General features: G+C 44.6%; 14 protein-coding genes. 8 read left to right on the top strand and 6 right to left on the bottom strand.

Annotation, left to right across the window (positions count from 1 at the left end):
• Positions 1 to 1,110 precede the first annotated feature (1,110 nt).
• Together queA and LN893_RS18995 are read left to right on the top strand one after the other, a co-directional pair.
• Positions 1,111 to 2,157 carry a tRNA preQ1(34) S-adenosylmethionine ribosyltransferase-isomerase QueA gene (gene queA / locus LN893_RS19000; RefSeq protein ID WP_229972849.1) on the top strand — a complete coding sequence of 349 codons (1,047 nt, stop codon included), beginning with the start codon at positions 1,111 to 1,113 and terminating at the stop codon, positions 2,155 to 2,157.
• Positions 2,158 to 2,342: 185 nt separating this feature from the next.
• A complete protein-coding gene (locus tag LN893_RS18995) occupies positions 2,343 to 3,029 on the top strand; it encodes a 2-C-methyl-D-erythritol 4-phosphate cytidylyltransferase (protein ID WP_229972847.1) in 687 nt (228 codons plus the stop codon).
• Positions 3,030 to 3,105: 76 nt separating this feature from the next.
• Here LN893_RS18995 and LN893_RS18990 read toward each other — a convergent pair whose 3' ends face one another.
• The 3 genes from LN893_RS18990 to LN893_RS18980 form a co-directional block, all read right to left on the bottom strand.
• Entirely contained in the window at positions 3,106 to 3,834 is a 729-nt protein-coding gene (locus LN893_RS18990; RefSeq protein ID WP_229972845.1) for an ABC transporter ATP-binding protein, read from the bottom strand.
• A gap of 98 nt (positions 3,835 to 3,932) precedes the next feature.
• On the bottom strand, positions 3,933 to 4,154 hold the full coding sequence (locus LN893_RS18985; RefSeq protein WP_007652164.1) for a DUF2795 domain-containing protein: 222 nt from the start codon (positions 4,152 to 4,154) through the stop codon (positions 3,933 to 3,935).
• Between the two features lie 287 nt (positions 4,155 to 4,441).
• On the bottom strand, positions 4,442 to 5,758 hold the full coding sequence (locus tag LN893_RS18980) for a DUF349 domain-containing protein (RefSeq protein WP_229972844.1): 1,317 nt from the start codon (positions 5,756 to 5,758) through the stop codon (positions 4,442 to 4,444).
• A 336-nt stretch (positions 5,759 to 6,094) separates the two neighbouring features.
• On the opposite strand from LN893_RS18980, the gene ettA reads away from it, so the two are divergent.
• From ettA to LN893_RS18965, 3 genes are all read left to right on the top strand, one after another.
• Positions 6,095 to 7,765 (top strand): energy-dependent translational throttle protein EttA, encoded by a 1,671-nt coding sequence (gene ettA / locus LN893_RS18975; protein WP_229972842.1) that lies wholly within the window; start codon positions 6,095 to 6,097, stop codon positions 7,763 to 7,765.
• Between the two features lie 180 nt (positions 7,766 to 7,945).
• On the top strand, positions 7,946 to 8,938 hold the full coding sequence (locus LN893_RS18970; protein WP_229972840.1) for a GNAT family N-acetyltransferase: 993 nt from the start codon (positions 7,946 to 7,948) through the stop codon (positions 8,936 to 8,938).
• A gap of 27 nt (positions 8,939 to 8,965) precedes the next feature.
• Entirely contained in the window at positions 8,966 to 9,940 is a 975-nt protein-coding gene (locus tag LN893_RS18965) for a GNAT family N-acetyltransferase (protein ID WP_229972838.1), read from the top strand.
• A gap of 13 nt (positions 9,941 to 9,953) precedes the next feature.
• Here the strand turns inward: LN893_RS18965 and LN893_RS18960 are convergent, their stop codons facing one another.
• From LN893_RS18960 to LN893_RS18950, 3 genes are all read right to left on the bottom strand, one after another.
• Entirely contained in the window at positions 9,954 to 10,931 is a 978-nt protein-coding gene (locus tag LN893_RS18960; protein WP_229972837.1) for a zinc dependent phospholipase C family protein, read from the bottom strand.
• A 105-nt stretch (positions 10,932 to 11,036) separates the two neighbouring features.
• The gene (locus tag LN893_RS18955; protein WP_229972835.1) at positions 11,037 to 11,480 is read right to left on the bottom strand and encodes a hypothetical protein; all 444 of its coding nucleotides are present in this window, start codon (positions 11,478 to 11,480) and stop codon (positions 11,037 to 11,039) included.
• 59 nt (positions 11,481 to 11,539) lie between these two features.
• Complete coding sequence (locus LN893_RS18950) at positions 11,540 to 12,328, bottom strand: alpha/beta fold hydrolase (protein ID WP_229972832.1); 789 nt, start codon at positions 12,326 to 12,328, stop codon at positions 11,540 to 11,542.
• A gap of 411 nt (positions 12,329 to 12,739) precedes the next feature.
• Here LN893_RS18950 and LN893_RS18945 point away from each other — a divergent pair, with 411 nt between their 5' ends.
• The 3 genes from LN893_RS18945 (at position 12,740) to LN893_RS18935 (ending at position 16,842) form a co-directional block, all read left to right on the top strand.
• Positions 12,740 to 15,067 carry a TonB-dependent siderophore receptor gene (locus LN893_RS18945; RefSeq protein WP_229972831.1) on the top strand — a complete coding sequence of 776 codons (2,328 nt, stop codon included), beginning with the start codon at positions 12,740 to 12,742 and terminating at the stop codon, positions 15,065 to 15,067.
• 68 nt (positions 15,068 to 15,135) lie between these two features.
• Entirely contained in the window at positions 15,136 to 16,302 is a 1,167-nt protein-coding gene (locus LN893_RS18940; protein WP_229972830.1) for a PepSY-associated TM helix domain-containing protein, read from the top strand.
• A 234-nt stretch (positions 16,303 to 16,536) separates the two neighbouring features.
• Positions 16,537 to 16,842, top strand: a complete 306-nt coding sequence (locus LN893_RS18935) for a carboxypeptidase-like regulatory domain-containing protein (protein WP_229972829.1) — start codon at positions 16,537 to 16,539, stop codon at positions 16,840 to 16,842.
• Positions 16,843 to 16,879 lie beyond the last annotated feature (37 nt).

Genomic DNA, 16,879 nt, shown 5'->3' with positions numbered 1-16,879 from the left:
GCTTTGCAGAAAAGTTATGAAACAGGATAAGGCTTTTAGCTTGCCGTGAAGCCCATATCTTTTCATGCTTTCTGTTGTTAATGTATCTTCCTCTGTTTTTGACTAAACTTTAGTTCTGCTTGAAAAATATAGGTGACTGCTAATGAGCATGTTGTAATTTAGAGAAAATAAAGCAGAATAGGGGAATATTCATAAAGATGCTTCTGTTAGTTTTATTCTTTGCCTTTTTAGCTGCGTAAATTACCGTAATGTTAACAATGAAGGAAGTAAACAGAATTGATGCACTCCTTGAGGTTAACTTTTAAGATTATAATTGCTTACTGCTACTGTTTATAAACTAATTAAAAGCTCTAACAATCAGTGCTATGGAAAGAACTACTTACTACAAAGATCCTGATACAGGGCAATACTGGGAAGGCTGCTCACTTCGCTCACTGCTACTACAAGGATTCAAAAGAGTTCTGTCATTTATAATCCAATAGGCGATATTTATAAGAGAGCAGAATGTGCTCCTTAGCCGCTTTGCTATGTAAAGAGGTGTGTTTAATTGGCTCTTCAGGTGTGTTTATGCGAGTTTTAGAGTAAGTACCTACAGCTTCTCAAATCTCTATACAATTTTACGTTTTGCTTACTGAGCAACTATAACTTGTAGTGGGCAAAATAACCATTGGTTCTATCCCTCAGGTACAGTCCCGCTAGTACCAGTTTCTTCTCTCTTTGCGTAAAACAGATCAAATACTCCTCCGCTTTGGCTCGACTTTGATGTTCGTTTTCCTCACTTTTACTTTACGATCTACCATCTCGCCTGCTTTTGTGGTATAACCATCAGTATAAACTGTGGCCTCTATCAGCTTGAAAAGAAGCACAAGCAGCCTAGCTTCTAAAGAATTCAACAAAAAGCACATAGACTTCCAGAGTTAGGAATTAAGAAACTCTTGGCCTACCTTTGTGCGTTTATCCTTTGACTGAAGTACAGAGGGTAAGGGCGGCGGAAACCTGAAAAAGATAAAGTTCTTTCCTATAGCTTCCCCTGTAAACCACAATAAGCCAGTATATAGCTGATATTTAGGTGGTTGTGTAACTGAAGATAAATACCGTAATATTTGATCTATGAAATTATCAGAATTTAAATTCGACCTTCCTGCCGAATTATTGGCTTCTCACCCTACAGAGAACCGTGATGAGTCGCGTATGTTGGTTGTAAACCGCAGCACAGGCAAAATCGAGCACAGAATATTTAAAGATATTCTGGAGTACTTCGACGATGGCGATGTGATGGTGGTAAATGATACCAAAGTATTCCCTGCCAGGTTGTATGGAAACAAAGAGAAGACAGGTGCTAAAATAGAAGTATTCCTGCTGCGTGAGCTGAACAAAGACATTCACCTGTGGGACGTGTTGGTGGACCCAGCTCGTAAAATCCGTGTAGGTAACAAACTATACTTCGGGGAAAGCGACCTGGTAGCGGAGGTAATTGACAATACTACTTCCCGTGGCCGTACAATTAAGTTTTTGTTTGATGGCTCTGACGAAGAGTTTTACAAAACTATCAATGACTTAGGCGAAACCCCACTTCCTAAGTATATCAAGCGTGAAGCAGAGCCTGAGGACAGAGAGCGCTACCAAACGGTATATGCGAAAAACGTAGGTGCTGTAGCTGCCCCTACTGCTGGCCTTCACTTTACCAAAGAGGTGCTAAAGCGCCTGGAAGTAAAAGGTGTTGACATTGCTCCTATAACGCTGCACGTAGGTTTAGGTACTTTCCGCCCAGTAGATGTGGAAGACCTGACAAAGCATAAAATGGACTCTGAAAACTTTTCAGTACCTGGTTCTACGGCAGATATGGTAAATAAAGCACTAGATAGCAAAAAGCGTGTTTGCGCTATTGGTACAACCACTATGCGTGCACTAGAGTCTTCGGTGTCGGCAAATAGTCGCCTGAAGCCAAACGATGGCTGGACAGACCGTTTTATATTCCCTCCTTACGATTTTAAAATTGCAAACAGCCTGGTGACAAACCTGCACATGCCAGAGTCGACGTTGCTGATGATGGCTGCTGCTTTTGGAGGATATGAGTTGATAATGGAAGCTTACGAAGCTGCAGTTAAAGAGAAGTATCGCTTCTTTAGCTACGGCGATGTAATGCTGATTCTGTAAGATTAGACATAACTTACAAGGAGCCCTGGTCCAATAGCCAGGGCTCCTTTTGTTTAGTAGCAGTCCAACTTTAGTATAGCCGTAACAGCTGTTTATGTAAGTCTGGAACTTAAATAGGCTTTACCTGCTGGCACATCGCTAGATGCTGGTATTTCTGTAGCATACGATCAAAACCTAAGAATTAAATGACTATAAATAAACTAGAAGAATATGCCATAGTAGTGGCTGGCGGCACAGGCACACGTATGCAGCAGGCCGTGCCGAAACAGTTTATAGAAGTAGCAGGCAAGCCTATTCTCATGCACACGCTGGAGCGCTTCTACAGCTATAATCCAGACATCAGGCTGATTGTAGTGCTGCCAGAAAACCAGCAGGAGGCATGGCGACAGTTATGCCGTAAACATACCTTCAAGTTGTTCCATATGGTAGTGGCTGGTGGTGCTACACGTTTTGGTTCTGTTAACAATGGACTGGACTTGGTGCAGGGGGAGGCAGTTGTGGCAGTACACGATGGCGTGCGGCCTTTTGTAGCTATAGAAACCATAGCTGAGGCTTTTAAAACCGCCGCTCAGTATGGCAATGCTATAGTAGCAGTGTCGCCTAAAGATTCTATAAGAGAGCTTGACAGCGAAAACAGCCGAGCTGTGGATCGGGCAAAGTATAAGCTGGTACAAACTCCGCAATGTTTTAAGGCCAGTATACTTCGCAAAGCCTATGAGCAGCCTGAGCAGCCGTACTTCACCGACGATGCCTCGGTTGTAGAGCAGCTAGGGGAGGAGATAAAGCTAGTGGAAGGTAGCTACCGCAACATCAAAATAACCACACCTGAAGATTTGGTTTTAGCGGAGGCATTTGCTAAGTCGGAAGTATAGATTGCTGGCTAGTCTTGACGCAAGCGTCCACTTGTGCCAATAGTTAACATGTGCTTAGCTTGAAAAACTCTACAGCCTAGCTACCTATAGGTTGCCGTGCCGATTCCAGGAACTCCTGGTTTTGCATAACGGTATCTGGAGAGATGGGCTCTAACGTTGGTGTTGGTTTAGATAAGTTGAGCAGGTAGCCTTGCAAGGGCAACAGGTTCAGGAGGTCGTGGGTAATGCAGAGAATTGTTTTTTGCTGCAGCTGCACCCAGTCCTGAAGTAAGCTGAATACTTTGCGTTTGTAGTACACATCCAGCTGTTGCGTCGGCTCATCCAGCAGGCAAATAGCAGCGTCCTGAAGTACAAGCTGTGCCAGCCATACCAGTTGCTGTTCCCCTCCTGATAAAGTGGTAAAGTCATGGTCTATGAGGTGGCTGAGCTGTAGCTGCTCCAGCACCTCTGCGGCATACGAGTAGTCGGCAGCGCTGTAGTTTTCAAAAAAGCGCTTCTTACGGAATAAGCCCATTACCACCAGGTCGTGCACTTTTATTGGGAACGATACAATGTTCTTCTGCGGTAGGTAGGAGAGCAGGCCGTTCGTAGTAGGATTAGTTAATGTTCTGATATCCTCGCCCGCCACTTTGATCTGCCCCTGGTATTCCACTTTCTGCTGAAAGGCTTTGAACAGCGTCGTTTTGCCCGCACCGTTATGCCCAATGATAGCTACGAAAGCTGGTTCGGGTATAAAAAAAGAAAGGTTGCGGATTAGAGCCCTCTGGCCATAACCCACAACCAAGTTATCTACTTCAACGATCACAGCTTTGCTCAATTAGAAATTAAAAATTATGAATTAGAAATGAATCATGCTCGAAAATCAATTTCTAATTTTTAATTCTGAATTTCTAATTAAAAGTTCTAGTACTCGTCTTCGTTGAACATGAAATCTTCTTTGGTCGGATAATCAGGCCAGATTTCCTCGATGTTCTCGTACGGCTGACCGTCATCTTCAAGAGCTTGAAGATTCTCTACAACTTCCATCGGTGCACCTGAACGGATGGAATAATCTATAAGCTCATCTTTAGTAGCTGGCCAGGGTGCATCCTCCAGGTACGAAGCTAATTCTAGTGTCCAATACATAATATCTTTCTCCTTTTAATTTATTGGCTAAAAAAATAGTTTGCAAAAGTATGAAAATATATACAAACAAAAATTTTTATAAATAATATTTTGCTTTTTTGTTTGTTTTTTACATGACAACGCAAATAAAACATAAATGTTCAATAACCAACAAATTTATTTTGATTGATTTTTTGATAACATAACATCAGGTAAAAGGGCAGGATTTTTGTAGTTCCTACCATAAAAAAGCGCCTGCCACAGCTTAGTGGCAGGCGCTTTCGCTTAAGAGTCTATAGCGCAAAAGGTTACTCTTTAATTGCGCTCAACTGGGTCTTAAACATTTCAATCATTTCCGTTTTTGTATTGATTTTTCTGTTGAAGTTGCGGATTTTACCTTTAAGCATGTTGCGGAAAGAATCGTTTGCTGGTGAATCGCTTAACTTGCCAAGGTTCGTCTCCAGCACTTCAAGCTCTTGCTTGTCAGACTTGATAAAATCTTTCAGCGCATTAATGCGTGCATGCAATCCGTCGGTCTGGCTTTGAGGTGCTTCTGCGCTTTGCTGGCGCTTTCGGATGTAGTGCTCCAAGCTGCTCATTTCAAAAACTCTGTCGCAGGCCTTAATAAAGCGCTCCCAAACGGCATCAGAAACTGAAGGATGCACCGGGCCTACCTTTTTCCATTCTGCCTGTAGCTCTTTTGCCCGTTTTACCGCATCGTTTAAGCTGCTTAGCTGCGTTAGCTGCTCAGCACTGGAGGCAAGCTCATTTTTCCTTTCCAGGTTTACCTCGTAAAACTTCTCGCGCGATTGCGTCTTTTCCTTTTCTATCTTTTGCTTCAGGCGCTCAAAGAAATGGTTGTGTGCCTTACGGAAGTCGCCCCAAAGCTTAGTCGTAACCTTTCGTGGCAGGCTATTGCCCTGTATTTCTTTCCACTGGTTTTGCAGGTCTTTTAATTTGGCAGTGGTATTTTCCCAATCATCGGAGTTCTGCAGCGCGATAGACTTGTTTATAAGGTCTTTATACTTCTCGTAGGTGCGGTTCTGCATCTGCCGCTTGTCCTCGAAAAAGTCTTTCTTACGCTGGAAAAAAGCCTCGATAGCGTTTTTAAATCGCTCCTCAACTTCATCGGTCAGTTCTTTTTCTACAGGTCCTGTCTTAATCCAGGTAGTGCGGAGTTCCTTTAGCTTCTCGGTTGTTTCCTTCCAGTCGATGCTCTCCTGCAAAGCTTCAGCCTCCTGCGTAAGACCTACTTTTATAGTAAGGTTTTTCTCGCGGTTCTGCTTTATGGTTTCGTTTATCTCTTCCTCTGCCTTGGTTAAGGTATGAAAGATCTGCTCAAAGTCACCAAGGGCATCGTAGTTGCCTACTTGGTCTTTCATGTGCAGCACTTTCATCAGGAAAGAGCCTTTGTTTTCTGAGGTTGCGATACGTTCGAGCAGGTTGTTCACCTTCTCCTGAAACATTTCGAAACGCTTGGCAAAGTACAGCAGGGAGTCATCTTCAGACTCTTTTACGTCGCCCACTTGGCGAGCAGGGTAGGTCATAAAGGGCTTCAGCCACACCTGCTGGTCCTGAATAAAGCCATATTTTTTGGCTTCTTCCAATAGATTGTTGTTTTCCATTGACTGGATAGGGTTTACTAAGTGTACGATTAGGTAAGGCGCTAATTTAAAACTGACCTTAACATACGCTGATCAATTTCTTGCGTTTATTACAACTGAACAAATTAACAACGTTCCAAAGTCGGAGCTAAGATAAGTATAGATGTTACTTACCTATACAGATTTTACAAGTTTAATAATTTCAAAGCAATTTTGTGAAGGGTATATGCATGAATTTTTCCGATATTTGTAATTATGTTATTAAAAATCAACTAAGAGGGGTATCTAAAGGAGCCTATCTTACTTGGTTTAAGTATTTTTAGCTAAGAAAGCTGTTTGTAATTTATAAATTGTAGCATGAGTAACGAAACGATAATCTTTTCAATGGCTGGGGTAAGTAAGATTTACCCTCCTAAGAAACAAGTGCTTAAAAACATTTACCTGTCTTTTTTCTACGGCGCTAAAATTGGGGTACTGGGCCTTAACGGGTCTGGTAAGTCCAGCTTGCTGAAAATAATTGCAGGTGTAGATAAAGAAATTCAAGGCGAGGTAGTGTGGTCACCTGGCTACTCAGTTGGCTACCTGGAGCAGGAGCCGCAACTAGATCCTACCAAAACCGTGCGCGAAGTAGTGGAAGAAGGCGTTAGTGAAGTTGTTAGCCTACTGAAGGAGTTTGATGAGATTAACATGAAGTTCGCCGAAGAAATGACGGACGATGAAATGAACAAACTTATCGAGCGCCAGGGCGAAGTGCAGGAAAAGCTGGACCAACTGAACGCCTGGGAACTGGATAACCGCTTGGAGCGTGCGATGGATGCCTTGCGCACACCGCCAGAAGATGCTATTATCGGAAACCTGTCGGGTGGTGAAAAACGCCGTGTGGCACTTTGCCGCCTGCTGTTGCAAGAGCCAGATGTGCTTTTGCTAGATGAGCCTACCAACCACCTGGATGCCGAGTCTGTGGATTGGTTGGAGCAGCACCTGCAGCAGTATAAAGGAACCGTAATTGCCGTTACTCACGACCGTTACTTCCTTGACAACGTAGCTGGTTGGATTCTAGAATTGGACCGCGGCGAGGGGATTCCATGGAAAGGCAACTATAGCAGCTGGTTAGAGCAGAAAGCAACCCGTTTGTCGCAGGAAGAGAAAACCGAGAGCAAGCGCCAGAAAACTCTACAACGAGAGTTGGAGTGGGTGAGAATGGCTCCTAAAGCCCGTCATGCCAAGTCTAAAGCTCGTCTGAGCCAGTACGACAAATTAGCAGGAGAAGAGGCTTCTCAAAAAGAGGCAAAACTAGAGCTGTTTATACCTGACGGCCCTCGTTTGGGTGCACAGGTAATAGAAGTAAACAACGTAAGCAAAGCCTACGGCGATAAACTGCTGTTTGAAAACCTAAGCTTTGAGCTGCCGCAAGGTGGTATTGTTGGCATCATCGGTCCGAACGGTGCTGGTAAAACTACCTTGTTCAAGCTGATAACAGGGCAGGAGCAACCAGACGCTGGTAACTTTACAGTAGGCTCCACAGTGCAGATTTCTTACGTAGATCAGGAACATGCTCAGTTAGACGGCAGCAAGTCTGTGTTTGAGGTAATCTCTGGCGGTACAGAGCACATGATGATGGCAGGCCGCCAGATCGTGTCCCGTGCCTATGTGAGCAAGTTTAACTTTACAGGCGGAGACCAGGAGAAGAAAGTAGATAAACTGTCGGGTGGTGAGCGTAACCGTGTGCACCTGGCCATGACGCTGAAAGAAGGCGGCAACCTGCTGCTGCTCGATGAACCTACCAACGATCTGGACGTGAATGCCATCCGTGCCCTGGAAGATGCACTGGAGAACTTCGCAGGCTGCGCCGTTATCATCTCCCACGACCGCTGGTTCCTGGACCGTATCTGTACGCATATCCTCGCTTTTGAAGGAGAGTCGCAGGTATACTGGTTTGAAGGTAACTATTCTGAATACGAAGAGAATAAGAAGAAGCGCCTAGGTGATGCCGAGCCACAGCGTATTCGTTATAAGAAACTGGTATAAAAAAGGATGTAAGACAAAAGACACAGAACAAAAGACTTTTTTGTGGTGTTCTGTCCTTTTGCACTTTCGGATTTGCAACCCGAAAGTGCAGTAACTCTGTCTAGGACATAAAGTAATACATATCAAATTAAGAAAAAGGGATTATTGGTTTAATAATCCCTTTTTCATTTTATTTAGGGTATGATCCAGTACCTGAAGAACGAGCAGATTGATAAAGCGAAGTGGGATGCTTGTATAGAAGCTTCGCCTGAGGGACTGCTGTATGCGCTGTCGTGGTACCTGGATGTAGTGGCGCCAGGATGGCAAGCCTTGGTTGAAGTAGAGGAGGGACAATATGTAACGGTAATGCCGCTGCCAGGCACCAAAAAGTTAGGCTTTGCCCATTTAAGCCAAACGTTCTTTGCGCAGCAGTTAGGTATATTTTCGGTTAAACCAGATGGTGTACGAGCTGTGGCAGATCAATTCCTGGCACAAACGGTGAGTCGTTTTAGGTTTATCCATAACTATAAGTTCTGCACGGAAAACACGGCCGTGTTGAAACCTTTAAAAGATAAGTACGGGCTGCAACCAAGATATACCCGCTACTTGTCGTTGCAGGAGCCTTACGAGCAGTTATACAGCAACTATACCCGAGATCGTAAAAAGAATTTGAAGATAGCGGAGAAATCTAACTTGACGCTAGTTAACAGCGATGATGTAGAGCCGCTAATTCAACTTTATAAAGCGCACATTTCTCCAAAGATGGTAGGTGGCTTTACAGAGTTAATTTACCAACTGCTGCGCGATGTGTTTGTTCAGGCAAATAAGCGAGGCATGGCGCAGCTCGTGTATAGCTTACAGAACGACGAAATAAATACAGGATGCTTGTTTTTGAAGTATAAAGACAGGATTAGTTGTTTGATCAGTGCTGCTAATAGTGCAGGAAGGAAGACAAATGGTAAGACTTTGATCAGAGATAGGATAATCAGGCAATGTGCAGGAACAAACTATACAATGGATTTTGAAAGTCCTGCTATAGAAAGTATTGATAGCTTCAATGCTACTTTTGGTGCGGAACAAATAAAGTATTCAGCTTTGTACCAGAATAACCTGCCATGGTTTGTGAAAACTGCTCGTAACGCGCGCATGAGGCTGTACAAGGCATTAGCCTCTGCAAAAGATAGTCCAGTATAAGTTAGCAGATACATCTACCACTTCATTTTGATACGTTTTCTTAATCATGTTCAAATAAACAAGAGTTACTGGGATGCTTGTATAGAAGCTTCGCTGGAGAAGCAGGTGTATGCGCTGTCGTGGTATCTGGATGTGGTAGCGCCTGGGTGGTGTGCGGTAGTAGAAGAGCAGCAAGGGAAGTATACAGCCATATTTCCGTTACCGATAGAAAAGAAGTGGGGCTACAACACATTAGGGCAACCTTTGTTCTGCCAACAGTTGGGCCTGTTTTTTTCTGATGAAGCGTCAGCAAAGCGGGTGGCAACTTTTATGTCTGTTGCTTTAAAACAGGTTAGGCTAAGTAGTAACTACAGTTTTAATATTGCGAATACACTGCTGCTAGAACAAAGTGGAGAGCAGTTACATCCTCATCATACCCATTGCCTAAAGCTCGATAAGCCATATGAGCAGCTGCTAAAAAGCTACACCCGCTACAGGAGGATGAATCTTAAAAAGGCTGAAACGTCAGGCTTGGTTTTGGTAGAAAGCACTGATCTGAAACCACTGCTAGCACTGTTTAGAAAACACGTAGCCCATAAAATTGAGGGAGGAGTTTCGGAGGAGGCCTATGAGCAGCTACAGCAACTTTATGCAAGGCTGCAGGAACACGGAATGGCATTCTTAATATATGCCGCAGCCCCAGACGGTAAATTAGTGGCAGGAGGACTTTTCCTGAGGTACGGCAACTATATAACGTACCTTTTTAATGCAGCAGACGCCGAAGGCACAACTAAAAACGGCAGAACCCTTATCTTGAATGAAGTAATTCGGCAGTACGCTGAAACCAATTATGTTTTAGATTTTGAGACACCGCCTGTTGAGCAGATTGCTTTTTTCTATTCCAGTTTCGGCTCTGAGCCCACTCCTTTTTATCAGTGGAGGTTTAACAATCTTCCACTTCCAATAAAGAAACTAAGAAATCTGAGAATAAGCCTGATCAGGAAGGTAAGAGGTAAGCGTTAAACTAATTTTGAGGCTAATTAACATCTGTGCCCTCTTCGCGAGGAGGGTGAGCTCCTTTTTCGTATTCCTGCTGTTCCATTTTCAGACGTTCCTGTTCTTCGGGAGATATATTATTTGCCAGAGCACGCAAGTCAGGTTGGCCTGCATCTACCCAGGCAGTGTACCAAAAGCTGGCGATGCTGTGTATAGCCAATCGCATCTGCCGCTCTACCTGTCCGTTTAAGCTGCGGTGGTATGCCTCAGAAAAATCTCTGGAATAGACGCGGGTAGTAAGGTTGTTCCGCACTTCAAAGCTGTACTTTTTGTCCTCGTCAAATTCCTGGGTCAGCTGGCGCTCAAAGGATAGAACTGAATCCAAAGCGGTGTGTGCGCTAGCCACTAAATCCCATGCCTTCAGCTGTGGCTGTTCTATGTATTGCGCCTGGCCCACAAAAAAGTCATAGTTGTTAGAGAGGAGTTCGGGCAGGCGTGTTTCCCAAAAAGCATGAATGCCTCGCTGGCCTGTCAGTTGGCCGTTATAGTTTTGGGTGGTATGTAAGGGCACACAAGCATCTGCAATATAATGTCCTATTTCTGTTGATAGGCGAAGTATACGGTTCAGATCCCGCTCTTTAAACGCTTGTGTCAGTTGGTACTTCATAAAGTTAATGTGCCAGGGTACGATACCATAGGCCTGAAGTGTATCTTCGGAATATTGCTCTACGGCCTGCTGCCAAAATCTAGGTAGCTTATAAAGCGCGCTGTCGCCATACACATCCAGGTCGATGTAGTGGCGGGGAGCTTCTCCTTCTACAGCATAACGGCGACGATCGGGGCTAACGGCATTCTCGGTAATGTAGCGGATATGCTTTTTATAGAAGCCGATCATTTCGGGAGGTAGGGCAAACACAGAAAGCCTGTTTATGCGCTGGTGCGCAAAAAAGCCCCAAGTATGGCCGCTGAGCGGGTAAAGCAAAAGGAGCAGGAGTACAGCCAATAAGGTTCGTGCCATATTCGCTTTTTACGGGAAACAATTCGTGTGTAACTATAAGTACAGCCCCAAGCGAGCTAAAGTTTTCTGGACGAAGTTTATAGCTTTATTTTGATGAGGAGCAGATTATGCAACTTTGATTCGTAACCATTCCTCGGCTGCTTTTTCGTTATCGAAGGGACCAATATTAAGCTGCTCCTTTAAAGAGGAGTAGAGCGCCTGGAAAGACCATTGGCCGTAAATGCCAGGAGAGAGCACATGGGCAAAATAGGTTAAGCCCAGGCTTTTGGCTTGAGGAGTCCATTTGTGAACCAGCCAATTAACGCCAGCATCCCATGGGCCTATCAGTTCGCGATTGCTATTCAGCAGTCCCTTGCAAGGCTTCTCCCGTAGCATGGAAAGGATGTGGTTTCCTCCCATCACAATTGTTTCCAAAGATTGTATGCCTATCCAGTTCACAAGAATGTAGGTGTTATCATGAGATCTTCTGGCTTCAAGAAAAACATCTCCATTCGCTTTCTTAAGTTCCTTGTATTCTATAAACAACGAGAGTTCTACTTTATAAGACACAACAGTTTTTGCTATACAAGCCTATTTGGTTAGGCTTGTTGTTCTACATACGATAGCTTTTACAAAAAGCTTTTGATAGCTGAAATAGTCTCTTTTGGAGCACTCAGGTTAGGGCAATGTCCAGAAGCTTCTAAGATAACGAGTTTGCTTTCAGGGATGTTCTGATGAGTAAATTTCCCTACTGATAAAGGGGCAATGGCATCGTCGGAGCACTGTAAAATAAGGGTGGGTGTTTTTACGCGTGGCAGGTCTTTTCTTGTGTCTGAAAGAAAAGTGATATGAGCAAAGTCTCTGGCTATGCCCATGTTGCTTTTGCAAAAGCTTTGTGCAAGCTCCTGGCCCAGCTCTGGTTTATCAGGGTTGCCCATTATAACTGGAGCAATGGTGTTAGACCAGCCCAGATAGTCGCTGTCTAAAGAATCAAGCAAGTTCAGGATATCCTCTTTCGAAAAGCCACCTACATAATCTCCGTCGTTAATAAAGCTCGGAGAAGGACTAACCAGCACCAGTTTGGCAAAAAGGTCAGGCTCTTTGATGGCAGCCAAAACGCCGACCATAGCACTTACCGAGTGCCCTACAAAAATAACATCTTGCAGGTTTAGGTCTTTGCATATCTCCAGAACATCTTCTGCATAAACTTGCAGCGAAGAATAGTGCTCTTTGGAATAGGAAGAGGTGTTAGAGTTACCAAAGCCAATATGGTCAAAAAGGATGATTTTATAATCATCCTCAAAGGCAGGGGTAATATAGCGCCACATGCTTTGGTCGCAGCCGTAGCCATGAGCAAAGAGCATTGGCTTTTCTCCTTTCCCAGAGACTTTTACATTGTTTCTTTTGGTGGCGTTCATGTTTTTTTGCTTGTATGTAGTGCTGTACACTAGGCACAGTTAAAGAGCGTGAAGAACAAACTTATAACTTATCTGGCACAGGTGCAAATTGCTACAGATGCTGTACTGGTTCCTGTGCATGCCTTTGCTTAAACCTACTTATGGCTATCCCGTGTGAGAATGGCCTCACTAGCAGTAGTAGTAGCTCTCACTAGTACTAGTGAGAGCTACTACTACTGCTAGTGAATTTGCACTTATTGGCAATAACTATTTTCTCAGAAACTTGCTGCTCAGCTTTTAGCCACTCTATATTTGCTATTATTTAGAATTGTTCTAAACTACAGTAGGTGTAATATGATACTTAAATCCCTTACTTTTTCTCGAAGGTTTACTTCTTCAATTTTAATACTTCTTCTGGTGCTTTTAAGCAGCATGGTGGCCGTTGCACAATATGGTACCATCAAAGGAAACATTACTACCACCGATGGACAAATAGCTGAAGGCATTTCAGTAGGCGTGGCAGGTACATCTATCGGGGCCAGTACAGATGCCCAAGGCCGTTATATTATCAATCGTGTAAAGCCTGGTGTTTATACTTTAATGGTGCAGGTGGTTGGGCTTGAGCCGCAAGAGCAAAGTGTGACAGTGGTGGCTGGCAAAACTTCAGAAGCCAACTTTACCTTAAAAGAAAGTGCCTTAAAGCTACAGGAGGTAGTGGTGCGGGCCCAGCAAAGTAAATATAAAGCGGATCTTCCCTCAGAATCGCTGCGTTTGTCTGCGCCTTTAATCGAAACGCCTCAAAACATACAGGTTGTAACAAACGATGTGATAAAGGACCAGCAGATCTTTGATATGCTGGAAGGTGTGTCGCGCAACGTAAGTGGCGTTACAGTGCAGGAGCACTGGGGTAACTACACGCGCATGACAATGCGCGGCGCCAGAGTAGCTCCTTTTAGAAACGGCATGAACGTGGAGTCTACCTGGGGGCCGCTTTCAGAAGATATGTCCTTTGTGGAGCGTATTGAGTTTGTAAAGGGCCCCGCTGGCTTTATGCTTGCCAACGGCGACCCTGCTGGTTTCTACAACGTGGTTACCAAAAAGCCGACAGGCACTACAAAGCAGGAGGTAAACTTCACCTTCGGCAGCTATAACACCCTGCGTGCTACCGCCGATCTGGACGGAAGCATTACGAAAGACGGAAAACTGCAGTACCGCCTGAACCTGATGGGGCAGCAGAAAGACTCATGGCGCGACTACGAGTACAACAACCGTTATTCTATCGCTCCAGTGCTTAAGTATAAGTTCAGCGATAAAACTTCTTTAACGGCAGAATATACCTACCAGTACTCTCGCATGTCAGCTATCGGTTCGGCTTATGTATTCTCTGATGAAGGTTTTGAAGATCTGCCGCGCAGTTTTACTACCGCTGATCCAAACCTGGAGCCATCTGACATGAACGACCACAGCGCTTTTCTGCTCTTCGAGCACAACATCAGTGACAAGTGGAAGCTGACAGCCCAAACCTCCTACTTCGATTACAGGCAGGAAGGAAGCTCGCTCTGGATAGCTGGAAAAGTACTGGAAAACGGCGACATGACGCGGACCTTAAACAGCTGGGATGCCAGCAACAAAAGCAAGTTCGGTCAGCTCTTTGTGAATGGCGAGGTACAGACAGGCGCTATTACACACCGCATACTAGGTGGTCTGGACTTCGGCGACAAAGAGTACCTGGCAGATTGGAGCCAGTATTTTGTACTTGATGCCGAAGCTCCTTTCAACATCTATCAACCTATCTATGGTCAGATAATTCCTCCTACCGTTGATCACTCTGTACCATTAGAAGACAGGCCATATGTAAGCACCTTAGCCCAAAAATATGGTGCGGCTTATGTGCAGGACGAGCTGGGTTTCTGGGACAATAAGTTGCGCCTGACGCTGGCAGGCAGGTATACCAAGCTGGCAACGAACCAGTACGGAGCCATCATCAAAAACGAAAAGTTTACACCAAGAGTAGGCATCAGCGCTTCTGTAGATAGAAATACTTCTGTGTACGCCTTATACGATCAGGCCTTTATACCGCAGTTGGGGCAGTTATCTAATGGCGGGGAAGTAAAACCGATTACGGGTAACAACCTGGAGGTAGGCTTAAAAAAAGACTGGTTCGGTGGCCGCTGGAACTCTACGGTTTCGGTTTACCAGATCACGAAAAACGACCAACTTATAAGTGACCCAGCTAGTGACCCTTCTCAAAACCTGTCGCTACAAATTGGGCAGGGCCAGACAAAGGGTGTGGAACTAGACGTGCGTGGGCAGTTAACTCCTGCTTTAAACTTAACCATGAACTACGCCTACACCGACTCTGAGATAACAGAAGGTATGGCCGGGTCGGCGCTAGAAGTTGGCGATAAAGTGCCTGGCTTTGCTAAACACATCTCCAATGCCTGGCTGTCTTACAAACTTAACAAAGGGTTGCTGCAAGGAGCTGGCGTGTCGCTTGGTTACCAGTGGCAGTCGGAGCGTTACCCATGGACTTATAGAGAAGATGCTAGCATGCAGCTGCCCGACTACTTCCGCCTGGACGGAGCTGTTTCTTATCAGCTAAAGAAAATCAGCCTGGCCGTTAACGTCAACAACCTGCTTGATGAGTACCTGTACTCTGGCGGAGCTTTTGATTTTGATTATGATGGCACTTTGGATGGTTATGTATGGCAAACAGAAACACCAAGAAGCTACCGTGTAAGCATAGGTTACAGGTTTTAAGTTTAGCGTGAAAAGACCTCTTTCAGTAGAAGGGCAACGTGCACCAAGTACAACATTAGAGTTTGATTATGACGTTTAAAAAAACGATTGGAAAACTTCACCTTTGGCTCGGATTTGCATCCGGGCTATTGGTTTTATTTTTAAGTATAACGGGCTGTATACTGGCCTTTCAGCGCGAGATAGAGGATGTTACGCAGCCCTACAGGTTTGTTGAGCAGCAGGAGTTGCCTGCGCTGCCGCCCTCTAAGTTAAAAGAAATAGCCGATGCACAACTGCCAGGTAAGCATGCGCATAGCGTGGGGTACACCAAAGGCATGGCGGCGCAGGTAATGTATTTCAGTTTGGCAGAGCCTGCTTACTACTTCAATGTTTACCTGAACCCTTATACAGGCGAGGTGCTGAAAGTGAAGGACATGGACAAGGACTTCTTTAGGTTCATGATCATGGGCCATTATTACCTGTGGCTGCCTCCTGACATAGGCCAACCCGTTCTGGCATCGGCTACACTTATTTTTGTTGTTCTGATGATTACAGGGTTGGTGCTTTGGTGGCCTAAAAACAAGGCGGCCCGTAAGCAGCGCTTCAGCATAAAATGGGGAGCCAAGTGGCGACGCGTAAACTATGATGCGCATAACGTGCTGGGCTTTTACATGACATGGGTCGCCATTTTTATCGCCATAAGTGGATTAGTAATGGGGTTTCAGTGGTTCTCAAAGTCAGTTTACTGGGTAGCATCAGGAGGAGAGCAACTGGTAGAGTTTTACGAGCCGCTATCTGACACCACAGGTCTTGCAACGGATGCTTCGGTTCCTGCCATAGATCGTATCTGGCAGTTGAAGTACCCTGCCCTGCGCCACACTGATGCCAAACTGGAGGTACACGTGCCAAACGGCAAAAGTGGCACTATCGAAACGGCCATCAACCCTGACCCTGATACCTATTGGAAAACCGATTACCAATACTACGACCAGTACACGCTAAAAGAAATACCTGTCACGCACGTGTACGGCAGGTTTGGGGATACTTCAGTTGCCGACAAAATTATGCGCATGAACTATGACATACATGTAGGTGCTATAGGCGGCATTGCAGGGAAAATAATTGCTTTTCTGGCAAGTTTGCTGGCAGGCAGCATGCCTGTAACAGGCTTTATGATCTGGTGGGGCAGAAAAAAGAAAAATAAAAAAACAAAGCTGGCTGAGGTACAGGTAAAAGTGAAAAGAGTAGGAGCATAGCTACTTGCCTTTAGTATAGCTAATCAGCACCATCCCCTTGACAGGTTGTTTCCATCTGTTGAGGGGATTGTGCTTTTATATGCGGTGTACTCTACAGCTTAAATTTTGCTTTATATTGCTGAGGAAACATAGTATATTAGTTAGTCCAGTTAGCTTTAGCTGACAGACGGTAGGCGGCTAAACGTAATAGACTATGTTTATACACAAGTTGGCAATAATATTAAAAATAAAAGTTTGGAATCTCTAAGAACCCTTTTTACAGTTTTATTACTCGTATCCAGCATTTCATGTGTGTTTGGACAAAAAACTGTCAAAGGGAGAATAGTTGGTGAAAATTTAGATGAACTACCAAGTGTCAGGATATACAGCAATGATACAGTCCTTTTGGGAGAAACTGCCATTGATGGATATTTTGAAATTAGTATTCCCCAAAAAACAACAAACCTAAGCTTTAGCTTCATTGGATATGAAACCGCTATTGCTTCAATTTCCGACACCTGCAATTACCTTGAAGTTGTTTTACTTCTGCGTTCCACCTGAGCTCCTCCCATTTTTAGGACTGGTCTAAAGTAGAGAA

Source organism: Pontibacter harenae, assembly GCF_020907245.1.
Taxonomy (GTDB): domain Bacteria; phylum Bacteroidota; class Bacteroidia; order Cytophagales; family Hymenobacteraceae; genus Pontibacter; species Pontibacter harenae.
The sequence above is the reverse complement of the archived record's forward strand: the minus strand, read 5'-3'. Positions and strand labels throughout refer to the sequence as shown.